Raw genomic sequence first — 20,599 nt, 5'->3', positions numbered from 1 at the left:
TAGACAATACTAAAATTTAATTTGATTTATGTCAAACAGTAATATTCAAATCTTTGATACAACGCTTCGTGATGGAGAACAAGTGCCAGGTTGTAAATTGAATACGGAGCAAAAGGTTGTTATTGCAGAGCAATTAGATAAGCTAGGTGTGGACGTTATTGAGGCTGGTTTTCCGGTATCTAGTCCTGGAGATTTTAAGTCGGTTGAGGCTATTTCTAAAATAGTAAAGAATGCCACAGTTTGTGGATTGACCCGATCAGTTGAAAATGATATCAAAGTAGCTGCTGAGGCTTTAAAATACGCGAAGAAGCCACGAATTCATACAGGAATTGGAACGTCCGATTCTCATATTGTTCACAAGTTTAAATCTACAAGAGAAGATATTTTAGAGCGTACATACAAAGCGGTAGCTTATGCAAAATCTTTTGTAGAAGATGTGGAATTCTATGCTGAAGATGCAGGTAGAACAGATAACGAGTATTTAGCAAGAGTTTGCGAAATGGCTATAAAAGCAGGTGCTACTGTATTGAATATTCCAGATACAACAGGTTATTGTTTACCAAGTGAATATGGTGCTAAAATGAAGTACCTTATGGAAAATGTAAAAGGCATTGAGAAAGCCATTCTCTCTTGCCATTGTCATAACGATTTAGGTTTAGCAACAGCAAATTCTATTGAAGGTGTTATTAATGGTGCTAGACAAATTGAATGTACTATTAATGGTATTGGTGAGCGTGCAGGTAATACTGCTTTAGAAGAAGTGGTGATGGTGTTAAAGCAGCATCCGTATTTAAATTTAGATACCAATATCGATACAACCATGCTGTATGGTATGAGCCAATTGGTGAGTGATAGCATGGGTATTTACACGCAACCAAATAAGGCAATTGTTGGAGCTAATGCATTTGCACATAGCTCTGGTATACATCAAGATGGTGTGATTAAGAATAGAGAGACTTATGAAATTATAGATCCAAAGGATGTTGGTGTTACTGAATCTGCTATTGTGTTGACAGCAAGAAGTGGAAGAGCTGCTTTAGCCTACAGAGCGAAAAAAGTGGGTTATGAGTTAACTAAACTTCAATTAGATGAAGTATATGCTAACTTTTTAAGTTTTGCTGATAAGAAAAAAGAGATAAATGATGAGGATATTCATCAAATTGTAGAAACATGTAAAGTCTATGACGAAATTATAGCATAAATGAACAAGAAGACATTATTTGATAAAGTGTGGGATTCTCATGTCGTCAGTAGCATTGAGAATGGTCCACAAATTTTATACATAGATAAACACTTAATACACGAGGTAACTAGTCCGCAAGCTTTTAATGAATTAGAAGAGCGCGGCATTCCTATTTTTAGACCAGATCAGATTGTCGCTACTGCGGATCATAATACGCCAACATTAAATCAAGATCAACCAGTTAAAGATGCTTTATCTAGGCAACAGTTAGAGCAATTGTCTAAAAACTGTAAAAAGAATAACATTACATTATATGAGTTAGGACATAAATATAATGGTATTGTGCATGTAATGGCTCCAGAATTAGGTATTACACAACCAGGGATTACTATGGTATGTGGCGATAGTCACACATCAACTCATGGAGCATTTGGAGCCATTGCTTTTGGAATTGGTACAAGCCAAGTAGCACAGGTATTTGCCAGTCAAAGTCTGTTGCTAACAAAGCCAAAAAGCTTGCGTGTTAATGTTAATGGAAAACTTAAAAAAGGAGTACTACCTAAAGATGTCATTCTTTATATCATTTCAAAGTTAGGAACTAATTCTGGTACAGGATATTTCTGTGAATATGCAGGAAATGTGTTTGAAGAAATGAGTATGGAAGGCAGAATGACAGTTTGTAACATGAGTATTGAAATGGGTGCGCGTGGTGGAATGATTGCACCAGATGAAACTACTTTCGAATATATAAAAGGAAGAGAATTTGCACCTAAAGGTGATGAGTATGATAAGAAAGTAGCATACTGGAAAACTTTACCGTCCGATGAAGGTGCTAGTTTTGATAAGGAATATCATTTTGATGCTGAAGATATAGAGCCAATGGTGACCTATGGTACTAATCCAGGAATGGGAATTAAGATTTCTGAAAACATTCCGGTAGAAGATAACCCTTCGTTTGAGAAGTCATTAAAGTATATGAATTTTGAAGCTGGTGAGAGTTTGATTGATAAGCCAATTAACTTTGTGTTTATTGGAAGTTGTACCAATTCAAGAATCGAAGATTTTAGAGTAGCTGCAGAATTTATTAAAGGAAAGAAAAAAGCAGATAATGTTACAGCTTGGTTGGTTCCAGGTAGCAAACAGGTGGAAGCTCAGATAGTAGAAGAAGGTTTAAAAGATGTCTTTACGGAAGCTGGTTTCGAATTGCGTCAACCAGGTTGTTCGGCATGCTTGGCTATGAATGACGATAAAATACCTCAAGGTGAATATTGTGTGTCAACTTCAAATAGAAATTTTGAAGGACGACAAGGTCAAGGTTCAAGAACCATATTAGCAAGTCCATTAGTGGCTGCTGCAACTGCGGTAGAAGGAAAGATAGTTGACATTACAAAGCACTTAAACTAAATGGAAAAGTTTACAACATTAAGATCTAATGCCATTCCTTTAAATATAGAGAATGTTGATACAGATCAAATTATACCAGCACGTTTTTTAAAGGCTACAAACAAACAAGGATTTGGTGATAATGTGTTTAGAGATTGGAGATTTAACAAAGACGGTTCTGTTAATGATGGTTTCGTATTGAATGATCCAAAATACTCTGGAAGCATATTGGTGGCTGGTGATAACTTTGGTTGCGGTTCTAGTAGGGAACATGCAGCTTGGGCGATTGTTGGTTACGGATTTAAAGTCGTGGTTTCTAGTTTCTTTGCAGATATCTTTAAAGGAAACGCACTTAATAACGGATTGCTGCCTGTCCAGGTTTCGGAAGAATTTTTAAGTGACTTAATGGCGAAAATTGAGTCCAATCCACAGATAGAGATTGAAGTGAATCTCGAAAATCAAACCATATCAATTGTAGGCTCTGACGCTTCAGAAAATTTTGAAATTGATGCCTACAAAAAAACCTGTATGATAAATGGGTATGATGATATTGATTACCTGGTAAATAATAAGAATTTAATTGAAGCTTTTGAAGCTCAAAAAATATATTAATTAAGATATAATGAATTTAAATATAGCAGTTCTTTCTGGTGATGGTATTGGTCCAGAAGTAACAAGTCAAGCAGTAAAGGCGTTAAAAGCTATTGCTTCAGAATTTAATCATAATTTTAAATTTACTTATGCAGATGTTGGTGCAATTGCCATAGATAATCATGGTAATCCATTACCAGATGCAACATTAGATTTATGTAAATCTACAGATGCAATCTTATTTGGGTCAATTGGTCATCCAAAGTATGATAACGATCCAAGTGCAAAAGTAAGACCAGAGCAAGGACTTTTAAAGTTGAGAAAGGAACTTGGTTTATTTGCTAATATTAGACCAGTAAAAGCTTATGAGACGTTGCTTGAAAAATCACCTTTAAAAAGAAATATCATTCAAGGTACAGATATATCAATTTTTAGAGAATTGACTGGTGGTATTTATTTTGGTGAGAAATATTTGAGTGAGGATGGAGATACGGCTTCAGATTTGTGTTTATATACTCGCGAAGAAATTGAGCGTATTACACATTTAGCATTTAAAGCCGCACAATCAAGAAAAAATAAAGTAACTTTAGTAGATAAGGCTAACGTTCTTGAAAGTTCAAGATTATGGAGAAAAGTGGTGACGGACGTTGCTAAAGAATATGATGATGTTGAGTTAGATTTCCTATTTGTTGATAATGCTGCAATGCAAATGATATTAAATCCAAAACAGTTTGATGTTATCTTAACCGAAAATATGTTTGGCGATATTATAAGTGATGAGGCAAGTGTGATCGGTGGTTCAATAGGACTTTTAGCATCAGCGTCAGTTGGTGAAAAGCATGCAATGTTTGAGCCTATTCATGGGTCTTTTCCGCAAGCAACAGGAAAAGGAATTGCAAATCCTATCGCTTCAATTTTATCTGCAGCAATGTTATTAGAGCATTTTGGATTATATGCAGAAGCGGAGTTGATAAATAACGCAGTAGAAAAATCTTTAAAACTAGACATTTCAACGCCAGACGTTAATACTAATCACGATAATATCACAACGAGTAAGGTTGGTGAGTTTGTTGAAGATTTTATAAATAATCCTAATGATAGTAACTTAAACTTTACAAATATTCATTTAGGTCAATCTACAATAATTTAGTCTATGTCAGTAGAGCCAAAACTGAAGCGTTTTAATCAAAACGTTTTGTCAAAATATCAGATCTACAATAGTGTATTCATGACACTGCCATTTGAAACCTTGTCCAAAACCGTGGTTTTGCTGCCGTTGTTTTATGAGACTTGTAAAAAAGGTTTTGATAGGCATGAAGATCCCACAACAATCATAGATACGTTTTTTAAGAAATACCAAGGCAGACGTTCAGAAGAGAGTCAGATCAATTTATTGTTTCGTTTTATACAGTATATAGAGCGACAAGTTGTGTTATTTGATGCGGTTGAAGATGCTGCTTTTCCGGTTGTCAACAATATGGAAGGTGTTGGGACTTTACGCAGTTTAAAAGGTAATGCGAGGGTAGACAATAAACTTGAGTTGTTGAGAGAGTGTTTAGAGGCGTTCAAGGTGCGAATCGTGTTAACTGCACATCCTACTCAATTTTACCCAGGAGCTGTTTTAGGAATCATTACAGATTTAGCAGAAGCTATTAAAAATGATAATCTAACAGAGATTAAATCGTTATTAGGTCAATTAGGAAAAACACCTTTCTTTAAGGATAAGAAACCTACGCCATATGATGAAGCGGTTAATTTAGTTTGGTACCTTAAAAATGTATTCTACCATTCTTTTGGTGGCATCTATGATTATGTTCAAGAAAATATTTTTGATAGTAAAGAAATTGAGAATCCAATAGTAAATATTGGGTTTTGGCCTGGTGGTGATAGAGATGGTAATCCGTTTGTAACACCTCAAATTACATTAGATGTTGCTAGGAAGCTTAAGGAGTCAGTTATAAAAAGTTACATTAAAGATGTAAAATATTTAAGGCGTAGACTAACATTTAGAGGAATTAGAGAGCGTATTATTGACGTTAACCATAGATTACATAATACATTATTACATAAAGAGGAATCGTTAAGAATAACTCTAACTGAATTCAAGGAAGAGTTATTTTCAATTAGAGAAATTTTAATAAGAGAGCATCAGTCATTATTTGTTGATAAGGTAACAACCTTAATAAATAGGACAACACTTTTTGGTTATCATTTTGCTAGTCTAGATATTAGGCAAGATAGCCGAGTACACGATGCTATGTTTAGAGCATTAGTTGCTGAGCTTATTGAAAATGGGAGTGATTTGTTCCCAAAGGATTTCTTTGATTTACCATTAGAAACTCAATTAAATCATTTGTCTGAGGTCAAAGGTTTAATTCCGAATGATATTGAGTTTAAGAACGAGATGGCAGTTAATGTTGTGGAAACAATTAAAGCCATGAAAACCATTCAAGATAAAAATGGAGAAATAGCTTGTAACAGGTATATCATTAGTAATAATCAAACAACCTTAAATGTACTGCAATTGTTTGCGATGTTAAAGATTGTAGCGTTTGGTGATAGTTTAACAGCAGATGTTGTACCATTATTTGAGACTGTAACTGATCTGGAAGCCTCACCAAAAGTGATGGAGGATTTATATACAAATCCTAATTACCGCAAACATCTAGACGAAAGAGGAAATAAGCAAACTATTATGCTTGGGTTTAGTGATGGTACTAAAGATGGCGGTTATCTTATGGCCAATTGGGGAATCTTTAGAGCTAAAGAAGCACTTACAGAATTATCTCGAAAATATGGAATTGATGTGATATTTTTTGATGGTAGAGGTGGACCGCCAGCACGTGGTGGTGGAAAAACACATCAATTTTATGCCTCTTTAGGGCCAACAGTAGAGGACAAGGAAATTCAATTAACAATACAAGGACAAACGATTAGTTCTAATTTTGGCACCATTGAATCTTCGAGATACAATATGGAGCAGCTTATAAGTTCAGGGATTTCTAATCGACTTAATGATAAGAATCTTGAAATGGAACCCGCGGATAAAGAAGTGATGGATAGCTTAGCAAATATTAGTTATCAAGCTTATGTAGATTTTAAAAAGCATCCTAAGTTCTTATCTTACTTAGAGCATATGAGTACCTTAAAGTATTATGCTAAAACCAATATTGGAAGTAGGCCATCAAAACGTGGAAAGTCAGAAGGTTTAGTTTTTTCAGATTTAAGAGCTATACCATTTGTTGGTTCTTGGAGTCAATTAAAGCAAAATGTCCCTGGATTTTATGGTGTAGGTACAGCGTTAAAGCACTATGAAGATAAAGGTGAGTTTGAGAAAGTGCAACATTTGTATCAAACTTCGCGCTTCTTTAGGGCTTTGATTGCTAATAGTATGATGTCGCTTTCTAAATCATTCTTCAATCTTACTAGATACATGTCTGAAGATTCTGAATATGGTGAGTTTTGGAAAACGATATATGCTGAATACGAAACGACAAAGCGACTAATCTTAAAGCTTTCTGGTTTTAAGGAATTGATGGAAGATGAGCCAGTAGCAAAAGCATCTATTGCCGTAAGAGAGTCTATCGTATTGCCGTTATTAACGATTCAGCAGTATGCACTGAAGAAAATACAAGAGTTAGAAAAAGCTGAGGTAAAAGATCTCGATAAGATTAAGATTTTTGAAAAGATGGTTACGAGATCACTTTTTGGAAATATTAATGCAAGTCGTAACTCTGCTTAAAATATAGTTTTATGTTTAAGTGAAAAGGCTAGGTAGGATGTATTTCTATCTAGCCTTTTGTTTATTAAATAGTTTGAATTAAAAACCCTCCGATGTGGAGGGTTTTTTTAAAGAGCTACAGTCTTGTATGATCAATTTTAAAACTTATAGTTCTTTGTGAGATTTATGTTTTAATCTTGAGATGTTTAAAAAGATAAAGCCTTCTAAGAATATCAAAGAAAGGCTTTACACATCATAACAATTTAATATATAATCTTAATGCTCGTTTAATCTAAAATCAGGATAAGCATCCATACCATGTTCGTGTGCATCTAAACCTTCTAATTCTTCGCGTTCTGAAACTCTAATTCCCATAGTTTTCTTCAGTGTGAAAATAATTAAGAATGAAGAGATAAGACAAATCACAGCATAAGAACCAATGCCGATTAATTGACTTAAGAACTGGTCAAAACCTGCAAGATTTCCAAAAATACCTACAGCTAATGTTCCCCAGATTCCACAAATAAGGTGAACAGCGATGGCACCTACAGGATCATCTAGTTTCAACTTATCAATAAAGCTTACTGCAAAAACAATTAAGGCTCCTGCAACTGCACCAATGATAATAGCATCCATAGGGCTCATTTGATCAGCACCAGCTGTGATACCTACAAGTCCACCTAATATTCCATTTAAGAACATTGTTAGATCGAAATTCTTGTACATTAGTGTAGAAACTAAAGCAGAAACTACACCACCAGCGGCGGCCGCTAAACATGTGGTGACTAAAGTTAATGAAGTTAATTCTGGGTCTGCAGATAAAACAGATCCACCATTAAAACCAAACCATCCTAACCATAGGATTAACACGCCTGCAGTAGCTAATGGAATATTGTGTCCAGGAATAGCTTGAGGCTTTCCATCTTTAAATTTTCCAATTCGAGATCCTAATAAGAAAACAGCAACTATTGCTGCCCAACCTCCAACAGAATGTACTAAAGTGGATCCTGCAAAATCATAAAAAGGTGTTTCTAGAGTTTGTAAAAATCCGCCTCCCCATTTCCAAGAACCTGCTATCGGGTAAACCAATCCTACATATAATAGTGTAAAGATCATAAAAGGACCAAGTTTCATGCGTTCCGCAACTGCTCCGGATACAATAGTCGCTGCTGTAGCTGCGAACATACCTTGGAATAAGAAATCTGTCCAATAAGTATATCCTGCATTGTAACCTAAATCTAGTGTTCCAGCGTCGTTTAATGGAGCTTCTAAACCAAATCCGGCAAAACCTAAGAAACCGTTAAATTCACCAGGATACATTAAATTAAATCCAACTAAGCAATAAAGTAATAGTCCAACTGTAATAATGAATATATTTTTGAATAATATATTCAAGGTGTTCTTTTGTCTTGTTAGCCCAATTTCTAAGAAGGCAAAACCAAGGTGCATAAAGAATACTAAAGCTGTACAGATCATCATCCATACATTGTTAATAGTAACTTCCATAATTTCTTTGTGATTTTTATTTTAAAGTTTGTCCTCCTTTTTCTCCTGTTCTAATCCTGTAAACTTCTTCAATTTTAGAAACAAATATTTTTCCATCACCAACATCTCCAGTCGCTCCTGCTTTTATAATCGTGTTAACCGTGATGTCTTCAAAATCATCGTTAACAACTATTGAGAGGTAACGCCTTTGTATATCGCTGGTGCTATAAGAAACACCTCTGTAGACATGACCTTCTTTTTCGTTTCCTAAACCTGTAACGTCCCAATAAGAGAAGAAGTTTACCCCTACGTCGTGTAATGATTTTTTTACATCAGAAAACTTAGACTTTCTAATTATTGCTTCGATTTTTTTCATAATAATGGGTATTGTTTAATGAATATTAAAAATCCTAAGATTCTTACTTTGGATTATCTTAACAAACTAAGAATCTAGGATTAATTAAACAATAAATGTTTATAAGTTAACAAAGAAAGATAGCTTGTAGAAATCATCTGTAATAGCACCATCATCTTCATCAGCTATGTTTGCTCCGAAAGAAAGACGCATACCAGCATTACCTTTTGTGAATTGTACATAAGGTCCAACCCCTGTGTAAACATCATTACCGTCAAGATCGCCACCTCCATTTACACTTCCGCCAGCAAAACTTAGTGTTTCTACGTGACCGCCAAATGAGAAGTAAGATGTTGCCTTATAACCAAAATTAAGCCAATAGTGCAGGTAGTTTGTTGTAAACTGTTCAGCCTCAGTATTGTCACTTAAGGCAGCATAATAACCAAAGTAAAGTTGCCCTTCAAACTGGTCTGTGTCATAGTTAACAGTTAAGTTAGGTACAATACCATCACCAATGATGCCTTCTTGTGCAGTACCACTAGATAATAAACTACCAAAGGTAAATCCTAATTGTGGGTTAATGTCAAAATCACCAGCAGAGAAATTGTATCCTAAACCAAATTCTGTCCATTGTCCCCAAGCACTTCCTGTACCAGCACCCCATTGAATACCATAAGCCGTAAGAGATCCAGTGTCACTAACGTCATAACTGAAAGTCATCATTGGATTAAGACCAAAAAACATATCACTATTAAGGCTTAATCCAACACTTAATTTGTCATCTGTGCTTTCTTCTTGAGCAAAAACACTAAAAGCTACCATTACAAATAATAAAGTAAAAATTTTCTTCATGAGTTCTAAATTTTAAATTATAGTTAGTTCGGCAGCTAAACTATTTAAAATTGAAATAAACCCCTAAAAAAATAGGGTTATTAGATGTATTTTTATGAATATGATATTTTTATCCCTAAAAAATTAAGGGTCAAAATTTTTTTTGAGGAAATATTTAATAAATCATAATCCTAAAAATGCGAAATTGATAGAATTTTATAATAAATAATATATAATTGTCAGTTTAAGGTGTTTATCGCAAACGTTTTCGTAATTTTTGATAATTTTTATTGAATAATAATTCGTTGAGATTTTTGCATTTTAAATGCAAATAATTGCCTTTTTTTCATAAAAAATCCTTGAAATTATCAATTTGAGAAAAGTGTTTTCACTTTTTTTTAAATCAAATTATACCATATATATTGAATAAATAATCAGGTATAAAAACCCTCGAAAATTTTTGAATTATGCTGAAGAAACAAGGACTTTATTTGCCCGAATTTGAACATGATAATTGTGGTGCAGGATTTATTTGTAGTCTAACAGGAAAACGCTCAAATGATATTATTCACAAGGCGCTAGAAATTCTAGTGAAATTAGAGCATCGTGGTGCTGTAAGTGCAGATGGAGTTACAGGTGATGGAGCTGGAATATTAATTGATATTCCACATAAGTTTTTTGAAAAATTCTGTGATTTTAAATTGCCAAAACTTGGTGATTATGCGGTGAGTAATGTGTTTCTTCCAAAAAAAGAAAATCAACGTGCCTTTTGTGTTCAAGTTTTAGAGCAAGAAATCAAAAATCAAGGATTAAAACTTTTAGGTTGGAGAGATGTGCCAGTTAATAGCGATGTGCTTGGTGAAATTGCAAAAACAACAGAGCCATTCGTAAAGCAGATTTTTATAGGTAAATCTGATGCAAAGCAAACCGATTTCGACTTTAAGCTAAAATTATTTGCTGCTCGTAAAATTGCAGAGCATATTATATACGATTCAAAACTATCAGAATCTCAGTTTTTTTACATCCCAAGCCTTTCAACAAAAATTATAATTTTCAAGGGGTTATTAAAACCAGAACATATTAATGAGTATTATCTAGATTTATACAATTCAGATTTAGATACGCGTTTAGCTTTAGTACATCAGCGTTTTTCTACCAATACTTTCCCAACTTGGGACTTGGCACAACCATTTAGATACATTTGTCATAATGGTGAAATCAATACTTTAAGAGGTAATGTGTCTCGTATGTTTTCGCGCGAAGAAATTATGAGTAGTCCTTTGTTTGGTGATGATATCAAAAAGATTTTGCCAACGGTTTTAAGAGGAAAATCTGATTCTGCAACATTAGACATGGTTGTAGAATTATTATTGATGACTGGTCGTTCACTACCAGAAGCCATGATGATGTTAGTGCCAGAAGCATGGGAGAAAAACTCAAATATGTCTGATGCTAAAAAAGCATTTTACGAGTATAATTCTTGCTTAATGGAACCTTGGGATGGACCAGCATCTATTCCTTTTACAGATGGAGATTATATTGGAGCAGTATTGGATAGAAATGGGTTGCGTCCATCGCGATATACAGTTACTAAAAGTGGTAATGTAATTATGTCTTCAGAAACTGGTGTTGTAGATATTAAGCCAGAAAATGTGAGCTATCATGGGCGTTTAGAACCAGGGAAAATGTTCTTAGTTAACATGAATGAAGGTCGTATTGTTAACGATGAAGAAATTAAAGAAAAGATAGCGTCTAAGCATCCATATAGAAAATGGTTAGATGAAAACTTAGTACATCTTAAATCCATTTCCGCAAAAAAAGGTCCAATTAATTACGATGAGATTGCACTTAAAAAACGTAAAGTAGTTTTTGGTTATACTGAAGAAGACTTAAATACTATTATAAAACCTATGGCTCAAATTGGAAAAGAACCAATTGGCTCAATGGGAAGCGATACCCCAATTGCGGTATTGTCAGAAAGACCGCAATTGGTGTATAACTACTTCAAACAGTTGTTTGCTCAGGTAACAAATCCACCATTAGATGGTATTCGGGAAGAATTGATTACAGACATCAGTTTAACCCTTGGTAGAGATGTGAATCTGTTTGACATCAATGCAGAGCATTGTAAAAAGTTAAAGATTCAGAATCCTGTAATTTCAAAACACGATTTAGATAAGATTAGAAATTATGATAACAATCCTAATTTTAAAGTGGAATCTATATCAATGCTTTATGAAGTAAATAGAGGTTTAAACGAGCTAGAAGTTGCGTTAGATAATCTTATGTCAAAAGCGTCTAAAGCAATAGATAATGGTGCAAATATTATCATTCTTTCAGATAGATATGTAGATGAAAATCACGCGCCAATTCCTGCACTGTTAGCATGTTCTTATGTGAATCATGCCTTACATAAATTAAAGAAACGTTCTCAGGTTAGTATCATTATTGAATCGGCTGAACCAAGAGAAGTGCATCACTTTGCATTATTATTTGGTTTCGGGGCAAGTGCAGTTAATCCTTATATCGTTAACGAAATTGTTTACGACCAAGTTAAAGCAAACGATATTACTGATTTAGATTACTTAGCGGCGATTAAAAATTATAACAAAGCCATTGGAAAAGGTATTCTGAAGGTGATGAATAAAATCGGAATTTCAACGTTGAATTCGTATCGTGGTTCACAATTGTTTGAGTGTATCGGAATCAATGCAAAGACTGTTGAAAAGTATTTCCCTAACACACCAACACGTATTGAAGGTATTGGACTTAGAGAAATAGAACAAGAAATTGTAAAACGTCATAAGAAGGCGTTTCAAAAGAATGAAATCACAGCAGATATCGAAATTGGTGGTGATTATAGGTGGAGAAGAGGGCAAGAAAAGCACTTGTTTAATCCGTTGACCATTGCAAAACTTCAAGAATCTGTTAGAACTAATAAAGCGTCTACATATAAGGAATATTCTAAGTTGGTTAACGACCAATCTAAAAGTTTAATGACGATTAGAGGTTTGTTTGAGTTTGACCAATACGACCCAATTCCACTTGAAGAAGTAGAGCCTTGGACAGAAATTGTAAAGCGTTTTAAAACAGGTGCAATGTCTTACGGTTCTATTAGTAAAGAAGCGCATGAGAATTTAGCTGTCGCAATGAATAGAATTGGTGGAAAATCCAATTCTGGTGAAGGTGGAGAAGACCAAGAGCGTTTTTATAAGAGTTCTCAAGGTGATTGGAAAAACTCTGCGATAAAGCAAGTCGCTTCAGGTCGATTTGGAGTGACATCGAATTATTTAACCAATGCAAGTGAAATTCAAATTAAGATAGCACAAGGTGCAAAACCTGGTGAAGGTGGACAATTGCCAGGTGCAAAGGTAAATCCTGAAATTGCCAAGACTAGAAATTCAACGCCATATGTAGGTTTAATTTCGCCACCACCACATCACGATATTTATTCAATTGAAGATTTATCACAATTAATTTATGATGTGAAATCAGCGAATAGAGAAGCCAGAATTAATGTAAAATTGGTTTCCGAAGTTGGTGTTGGTACGGTTGCGGCTGGTGTTGCTAAGGCAAAAGCAGATGTGATTTTAGTGTCTGGTTTTGATGGAGGAACAGGTGCATCACCTTTAACATCTTTAAAACATGCAGGATTACCATGGGAACTAGGGATTGCTGAAGCACAACAGACTTTGGTAATGAACGACCTTAGAAACCGCATTGTTTTAGAGTGCGATGGTCAACTAAAAACAGGTAGAGATGTGGCTATTGCTTGTTTGCTCGGTGCAGAAGAGTTTGGTTTTGCAACAGCGCCATTGGTAGCTTCGGGTTGTATTATGATGCGTATTTGTCATCTGAATACGTGTCCGGTTGGTATCGCTACTCAAAACCCAGAATTACGTAAGAAGTTCAAAGGTAAGCCAGAGCATGTGGTGAATTATATGTATTTTGTGGCGCAAGAGTTAAGAGAAATCATGGCGAAACTTGGCTTCAGAACGGTTAATGAAATGGTTGGTCAGGTACATAAACTGAACCGTAGAAAAGCCATTGAACATTATAAGGCTTCAGGTATAGACTTAACGCCAATATTGCATAGTGTTGATGTTCCAGAAGGGACAAAGTTCTATAATACAGAGCAGCAAGACCATGGATTAGAAACACATTTAGATTTCAAAATTATTAAGCAAGCGCATCAAGCTTTGTTTAGAAGGCAAGAAACGCATTTAGAACTGCCAATTACTAACATTGACCGAGCTGTTGGTGCCATTGTGAGTAATGAAATTTCTAAGATTTATAGTGCAGATGGTTTGCCAGAAGATACCATTAATATTGATTTTTATGGTTCTGCAGGTCAGAGTTTTGGGGCATTTGCAACAAAAGGATTGTGTTTCACGGTTCATGGAAACACTAATGATTATTTAGGTAAAGGTTTATCTGGCGGAAAACTTATTATTAAAGTGCCTGAAGAAAGTACAATCGTTCCAGAAGAGAATATCATCACTGGTAACGTAACACTTTATGGTGCGACTTCTGGCGAGGTTTATATCAATGGAAAAGCTGGTGAGCGTTTCTGTGTAAGAAACTCAGGTGCCAAAGCCGTAGTTGAAGGTATTGGCGACCATGGTTGCGAGTATATGACTGGTGGAGTAGCTGTGATTCTTGGTGAAGTTGGAAGAAACTTTGGTGCCGGAATGAGTGGTGGAGTTGCGTATGTTTTAGATGAAAATAACACCTTCAAGCAGAATTGTAATGGTGAAGATTTAAATGTCGATTATATCATTCTGAATAGTGAAGACAATCTTGAATTGAAAGGATTAATTCAAAATCATTTTGAAGCAACTTCAAGTCCATTAGCAGAACGTATTTTGAATAATTGGGATGCATATTTACCGAAATTCAAAAAGGTGTTACCTGAAGAATACAGACAGGCATTGATAAGATTAGAAAAGGAAAAATTACAAATAGCGTAGGAAGCATGGGAAAGACAACAGGATTTTTAGAATATAAAAGAGAGGTTGAAGGTTATATAACACCAAAAAGCCGAATAAAGAATTATAAAGAATTTACCATTGCTTTAGATGAACCGAAGCTAAAAGAGCAAGGGGCAAGATGTATGGATTGTGGTATTCCGTTTTGTCATAGTGGTTGTCCGCTTGGTAATTTAATACCAGATTTTAATGATAATGTTTATAATGGCAAATGGAAAGAAGCGGCAGAAATTCTACATAAGACCAATAATTTCCCTGAGTTTACAGGTAGATTATGTCCTGCACCATGCGAAGAGGCTTGTGTGCTTGGTATCAATGAAGACCCAGTAACTATTGAGAATATTGAAAAGAATATTGTTGAAACTGCATTTAAAGAAGGATGGATTAAAGCCAATCCGCCAAAAATAAGAACAGATAAAACAGTGGCAATTATTGGTTCTGGGCCAGCAGGTTTAGCTGCAGCTCAGCAATTAAATAGAGCAGGACATAGGGTAACTGTTTTTGAGCGTGATGCTAAAGTTGGAGGTTTATTACGTTATGGTATTCCTGATTTTAAAATGGAAAAACATGTTATCGATAGACGTGTTGCTGTTTTAGAAGAAGAAGGCATTTCTTTTAAGACTAATACTTATGTTGGTATCGATATTCAAACAAAACAATTACAAGAAGATTATGATGCAGTATTACTTTGTGGTGGTGCAACGGTAAGACGAAAGATTCCGATTCCTGGTGCAGATTTAAAAGGTGTGCATCAGGCTATGGATTTCTTAAAAGCGAATAATGAATATGTTGATGGTTTAAAAGAGTTTGAAGAATTAATCTCAGCGAAAAACAAGAATGTTATTGTAATTGGTGGTGGTGACACAGGTTCGGATTGTATAGGAACTTCTAATCGTCATGGTGCAAAATCGGTTACTAACTTTGAAATTTTGAGCAAACCTTCAGAAGGAAGACCAGCGCATCAACCATGGCCATATTGGCCAATGAAGCTAAAGACAACCTCGTCACATCAAGAAGGTGTTGAGCGTTTCTTTAGTGTGTCGACAAAAGAGTTTTTGGGTGATAAAGATGGAAATTTAAAGGGTTTAAAAACCGTTGAGGTTGAGTGGATTTTTAAACCAGGCGAAAGGCCACAATTAAAAGAATTACCAAATACTGAAAAAGAATGGGAATGTGATTTAGTATTGTTAGCTCTTGGTTTTACAGGTTCTGAAAATACATTAGCAGAACAGTTTGGTTTAGAAATGGACTTTAGAACTAACATAAAAGCATCTACTTCAGACTATGCAACTAACGTCAATGGCATTTTTGCCGCAGGCGATATGCGTAGAGGACAATCCTTAATTGTTTGGGCAATTTCAGAAGGTAGACAAGCAGCGCATCATGTTGATGCCTATTTAATGGGTGAATCTAATTTACCTCTTAAAGATGACAGTGATTTACCACGAATTTAAAATATTTAAGAAGCTAATGTGACTTTTGTGCTATTAGTGTTATTAGTTTATGAAGAAAAGCATCCGAATTACCGGATGCTTTTTGATTTTTATAATAGGTAATCAGTACTAACAAAATTTGAAGCTCGAGAATCTAGAAGTTCTTTAAGTATGTTATTGTTATACTCATTATCTTTTGAAGCTACAAAGGTTCTAATTGAGAATGATCTTAACGCATCATGGACACTCAAGGTTGCCACAGCAGAATCTTTACGTCCTGTAAAAGGATATACATCAGGACCTCGCTGGCAAGAACTATTTAGGTTCACTCTACAAACTAAGTTCACTAAAGTGTCAATTAAAGGGGCAAGCGTATTAATATCTTTACCGAATAGGCTTACTTGTTGTCCGTAATTTGATGATGCCATATCATCAAGAGGTTCCTCGATATTTTTAAAGGGTATTATTGGTATTATAGGTCCAAATTGTTCTTCCTCGCAAACGCGCATCTCATTTTTGGCAGGATACATTACGGCTGGGAAAATATAGTTTTCTGTTCTAAGGCCACCTTTCTTGTTTATTATTTTAGCCCCTTGAGCAATGGAGTCGTCAATTAATTCTTGAATGTAATTTGGTTTGTCAGGTTCAGGAAGTGGTGTAAGTTGTACGCCATTATCCCATGGATTCCCAAATTTAAGTGCGTCAATAGCTTCACAGAATCGCTTATTAAAATCTTCAATAATGTTTTCATGAACATATAATACTTTTAATGCGGTACATCTCTGTCCATTAAAAGAGGTCGTTCCGTTCACACATTCTTTAATTGTAAGTTCTAAATCGGCATCTGGTAATACAATTGCTGGATTGTTAGCTTCCAATCCTAAAACCATTCTTAATCTATTGCTTTTTGGATGTATATCTTGCAGGGCATTTGCAGAATTGCTATGTCCAATTAATGCAAGTACATCTACACGACCGTCTTTCATAATTGGTGTAGCTACAGTGCGACCTCTACCAAAAAGTATATTTACTACGCCTTTTGGGAAACTATTCTGAAATGCTTCAATAAGAGGTGATAGTAAGAGTACACCATATTTAGCAGGTTTAAAAATAGCGGTATTCCCCATGATTAATGCAGGAATTAAGAGTGCAAAGGTTTCATTGAGTGGATAATTGTATGGTCCTAGGCAAAGTACAACACCTAAAGGTCCACGTCTTATATGGGCACGAACTCCACTATGCTTTTCAAATTTAGCACTATTACGATCCATTTCTTTATAATCTTCGATGGTATCATAGATGTATTCTACAGTTCGATCAAATTCTTTTTCAGAATCAGAAAGATTTTTTCCAATTTCCCACATCAATAGTTTGACTACTTCATCACGTTTGGTTTTCATCTGAGTCACAAACTTTTCCATGCACGATATTCTGTCAGCAACCTTCATAGTAGGCCAAAGTCCTTTCCCTTTACCAAAAGCATCAGAAGCTGCGTCTAAAGCTAAAAGCGCCTCTTTTTCTGTTAATACAGGGATACTTCCTAAAAGTGTTGGTTTGTACTCTTCTGTTGATGAAATTGTAGAATAGATGTCAGATGTATTTCCTGTCCATTCTATAAGTTCGCCGTTTAAAAGATAAGTCTTTTGATGTGTTAACTTATCAATTATATAGGCTTTTGGGATTTCGTTGAAAGTTGATGTCATAACAATTCATTTTGAAACCCACGAAGTTAAGATATTGTTGATTTGCAGTTGGTTAACCAAATGTTAACTTACACCAAAAACTGAAACAAATCTGGCTTATCATTCAAGTAATCACCAAAGAATTTATGAAGCTTCATTTTAGTAATTAAAGGTTCTAAGTCTTCAGGTGATTTGAGTTGAAGTCCAACAACAGCAACATCTTTTTCTCGGTTTACTTTTTTAGTGTATTCAAAGTGTGTGATATCATCTTCTGGGCCTAGAATAGTCGTTACAAACTCTCTTAATGCACCAGCGCGCTGAGGAAACTTAATAATGAAGTAATGCTTTAAGTTAGCATAAAGTAAAGCACGTTCTTTGATTTCGGCAGTCCTAGTAATATCGTTATTGCTACCGCTAATAACGCAAACCACATTTTTACCTTTAATCTCTTCTTTGTATTGGTCTAAAGCAGATAAGCTTAATGCACCGGCAGGTTCAACCACGATGGCGTCTTTGTTGTAAAGGTCTAATATGGTTTGACAAACTTTACCTTCATCAACAGTCACAATATAGGATAATGTATCTTTACAAATAGCAAAGTTTAAATCACCAACGCGTTTTACTGCTGCGCCATCTACAAAGTTTTCAATAGAATTTAGCATGGTAACTCTGTCATTTCTGATAGAAGTAGCCATGGAAGGTGCGCCTTTTGGTTCTACACCAATGATTTTTGTTTGCGGTGAAAGTAATTTAAACACACTAGATAAACCAGCAGATAATCCGCCACCACCAACAGGTACAAAAACATAATGTATTGGATGTGCTATGGTTTGGTCTATAATTTCTAAACCAACAGTGGCTTGTCCTTCAATTACTTTTTCGTCATTAAACGGATGAATAAAGGTTTTGTTAAGTCGCTCACATTCTTCCATTGCGGCGTGATAGGCGTCATCAAAAGTATCGCCCACTAAAACGACATTAATAAAATCTTCACCAAACATTTTTACCTGTTCAATCTTTTGTTTTGGTGTTGGTGAAGGCATAAAAATAGTGCCTTTTATCTTTAATAGTTTGCAAGAAATTGCTACGCCTTGCGCATGATTTCCTGCACTTGCACATACAATTTCGTTTTCAATTTGAGTAGCACTTAAAGAAGAGATTTTATTATATGCACCTCTTATTTTATAGGAACGTACTTCTTGTAAGTCTTCTCTTTTAAAAAATATATTAGCATCAAACTTTTTAGAATACTGAGCATTCTTCATTAAAGGTGTTACCGAGGCAATACCTTTTAGTTTTTCGGCAGCAGCTTCTACTGCTTTTAATGTTGGTTTGTATGTGGTTGTTGTTTCTTTCATAATGAATTCCCGCAAAAGCGGGAATTTATTAAATTATTCAAATTTTAATAAAAGAGATGCCTGCTTTCGCAGGAATCACAATCCTTCTATTAAGCTAAAGCTGTTTCTTTAACTTCTTCAGATTTTATAGTTTTCATCGCAGTCATGGCAGCTCTTAGGCGTTTACCAACTGCTTCAATAGGATGATTTCTAATCGCATCATTTACGGCTATCAATTCAATATTATCAACACCATGTATCGAAGCAAAAGGCTTGCCAATAATTGATGTATCTACAGTTTTCATAAAGTCTTCTAATAATGGCTTACATGCATGGTCAAATAAGTAACAACCATATTCCGCAGTGTCAGAAATAACTCGGTTCATTTCAAATAATTTTTTTCTTGCAATAGTGTTTGCAATCAATGGTAATTCGTGCAATGACTCATAATAAGCAGAATCTTCAATAATACCTGCGCTTACCATAGTTTCGAAAGCTAACTCAACACCAGATTTTACAAATGCTACTAACAATACACCGTGGTCAAAATATTCTTGTTCTGTAATATGGTCTGTTGTTAAGGCTGTTTTTTCAAAAGCTGTTTCTCCTGTAGCAGCACGCCATTTTAAAAGATTAACATCGTCATTTGCCCAATCTTCCATCATAGTTTTTGAGAAATAACCAGAGATGATATCGTCCATATGTTTTTGGAATAATGGACGCATAATACCCTTTAATTCTTCAGACAATTCAAACGCTTTAATTTTTGCAGGATTAGATAATCTATCCATCATATTAGTGATACCACCATGTTTTAAAGCTTCAGTAATCGTTTCCCAACCAAACTGAATTAATTTTGCAGCATAACCAGCTTCAATACCTTCGGCTACCATTTTGTCAAACGATAGAATCGCACCAGTTTGAAGCAAACCACAAAGAATAGTTTGTTCACCCATTAAATCACTTTTTACTTCAGCAATAAAAGATGATTCTAGTACGCCCGCTCTATGTCCACCAGTGGCAACGGCATAAGCTTTTGCTTGTGCCCAACCTTTGTTTTCTGGGTCGTTTTCTGGATGTACAGCAATTAAAGTTGGTACACCAAATCCACGTTTGTATTCCTCTCTAACTTCAGTTCCAGGACATTTTGGTGCCACCATAATTACTGTAATGTCTTCACGAATTTTTGTGCCTTCTTCTACAATATTAAAACCATGAGAATAACTTAATGTAGCGCCTTGTTTCATTAATGGCATAACAGAAGCTACAACGTTAGTGTGTTGCTTGTCTGGTGTAAGATTCAATACCAAATCAGCTGTTGGAATTAATTCTTCATAAGTACCAATATTAAAATCGTTTGATGTTGCATTTTTATATGAAGCACGTTGTTCGTCAATGGCAGCTTGTCTTAATGCGTAGGAAATATCTAAACCAGAATCTCTCATGTTTAAACCTTGGTTAAGCCCTTGAGCACCACAACCTACAATGACAATCTTTTTGCCTAAAAGCGAATCAACGCCATCTTCAAATTCTGAAGCATCCATAAAACGACACTTTCCTAACTGTCCTAATTGTTCTCTTAATGATAATGTGTTAAAATAATTTGACAT

Annotated in this window: 13 protein-coding genes; 7 read left to right on the top strand and 6 right to left on the bottom strand. The window is 35.1% G+C overall.

The genetic code is table 11. The features are described 5' to 3' along the window. The first annotated feature begins 28 nt into the window (after positions 1–28). From HRU50_RS09690 to HRU50_RS09670, 5 genes are read left to right on the top strand one after another with little or no spacing between them, the layout of a single operon-like run. On the top strand, positions 29–1,201 hold the full coding sequence (locus HRU50_RS09690; protein ID WP_296350654.1) for a 2-isopropylmalate synthase: 1,173 nt from the start codon (positions 29–31) through the stop codon (positions 1,199–1,201). Then, a complete protein-coding gene (gene leuC / locus HRU50_RS09685; RefSeq protein WP_296350652.1) occupies positions 1,202–2,587 on the top strand; it encodes a 3-isopropylmalate dehydratase large subunit in 1,386 nt (461 codons plus the stop codon). Further along, on the top strand, positions 2,588–3,178 hold the full coding sequence (gene leuD / locus HRU50_RS09680) for a 3-isopropylmalate dehydratase small subunit (protein ID WP_296350651.1): 591 nt from the start codon (positions 2,588–2,590) through the stop codon (positions 3,176–3,178). Positions 3,179–3,188: 10 nt separating this feature from the next. Beyond that, a complete protein-coding gene (gene leuB, locus HRU50_RS09675) occupies positions 3,189–4,307 on the top strand; it encodes a 3-isopropylmalate dehydrogenase (RefSeq protein ID WP_296350649.1) in 1,119 nt (372 codons plus the stop codon). 3 nt (positions 4,308–4,310) lie between these two features. Beyond that, positions 4,311–6,899, top strand: a complete 2,589-nt coding sequence (locus HRU50_RS09670) for a phosphoenolpyruvate carboxylase (protein ID WP_296350647.1) — start codon at positions 4,311–4,313, stop codon at positions 6,897–6,899. Positions 6,900–7,154: 255 nt separating this feature from the next. On the opposite strand, the gene amt is transcribed toward HRU50_RS09670, so the two are convergent. The 3 genes from amt to HRU50_RS09655 form a co-directional block, all read right to left on the bottom strand. Further along, positions 7,155–8,384: an ammonium transporter gene (gene amt, locus HRU50_RS09665; protein ID WP_296350645.1), complete on the bottom strand. Its 1,230-nt coding sequence runs from the start codon at positions 8,382–8,384 to the stop codon at positions 7,155–7,157. A gap of 16 nt (positions 8,385–8,400) precedes the next feature. After that, positions 8,401–8,739 (bottom strand): P-II family nitrogen regulator, encoded by a 339-nt coding sequence (locus HRU50_RS09660; protein ID WP_296350643.1) that lies wholly within the window; start codon positions 8,737–8,739, stop codon positions 8,401–8,403. Between the two features lie 99 nt (positions 8,740–8,838). Then, a complete protein-coding gene (locus HRU50_RS09655; RefSeq protein WP_296350641.1) occupies positions 8,839–9,570 on the bottom strand; it encodes a DUF6733 family protein in 732 nt (243 codons plus the stop codon). 446 nt (positions 9,571–10,016) lie between these two features. On the opposite strand from HRU50_RS09655, the gene gltB reads away from it, so the two are divergent. After that, positions 10,017–14,519, top strand: coding sequence for a glutamate synthase large subunit (gltB, locus tag HRU50_RS09650; protein WP_296350639.1), 4,503 nt, complete (start codon positions 10,017–10,019; stop codon positions 14,517–14,519). Positions 14,520–14,524: 5 nt separating this feature from the next. Further along, positions 14,525–15,991: a glutamate synthase subunit beta gene (locus tag HRU50_RS09645; RefSeq protein ID WP_296350637.1), complete on the top strand. Its 1,467-nt coding sequence runs from the start codon at positions 14,525–14,527 to the stop codon at positions 15,989–15,991. Positions 15,992–16,080: 89 nt separating this feature from the next. Here the strand turns inward: HRU50_RS09645 and HRU50_RS09640 are convergent, their stop codons facing one another. The 3 genes from HRU50_RS09640 to ilvC all read right to left on the bottom strand — a co-directional run bounded on the left by HRU50_RS09640 (position 16,081) and on the right by ilvC (position 20,599). Then, positions 16,081–17,673: an NADP-dependent glyceraldehyde-3-phosphate dehydrogenase gene (locus tag HRU50_RS09640; protein ID WP_296350635.1), complete on the bottom strand. Its 1,593-nt coding sequence runs from the start codon at positions 17,671–17,673 to the stop codon at positions 16,081–16,083. 68 nt (positions 17,674–17,741) lie between these two features. Beyond that, the gene (gene ilvA, locus HRU50_RS09635; protein ID WP_296350633.1) at positions 17,742–19,010 is read right to left on the bottom strand and encodes a threonine ammonia-lyase; all 1,269 of its coding nucleotides are present in this window, start codon (positions 19,008–19,010) and stop codon (positions 17,742–17,744) included. 89 nt (positions 19,011–19,099) lie between these two features. After that, entirely contained in the window at positions 19,100–20,599 is a 1,500-nt protein-coding gene (ilvC, locus tag HRU50_RS09630) for a ketol-acid reductoisomerase (RefSeq protein WP_296350631.1), read from the bottom strand.

It is taken from the genome of Winogradskyella sp. (assembly GCF_013213835.1).
Classification (GTDB): Bacteria; Bacteroidota; Bacteroidia; order Flavobacteriales; family Flavobacteriaceae; genus Winogradskyella.
The sequence above is the reverse complement of the archived record's forward strand: the minus strand, read 5'-3'. Positions and strand labels throughout refer to the sequence as shown.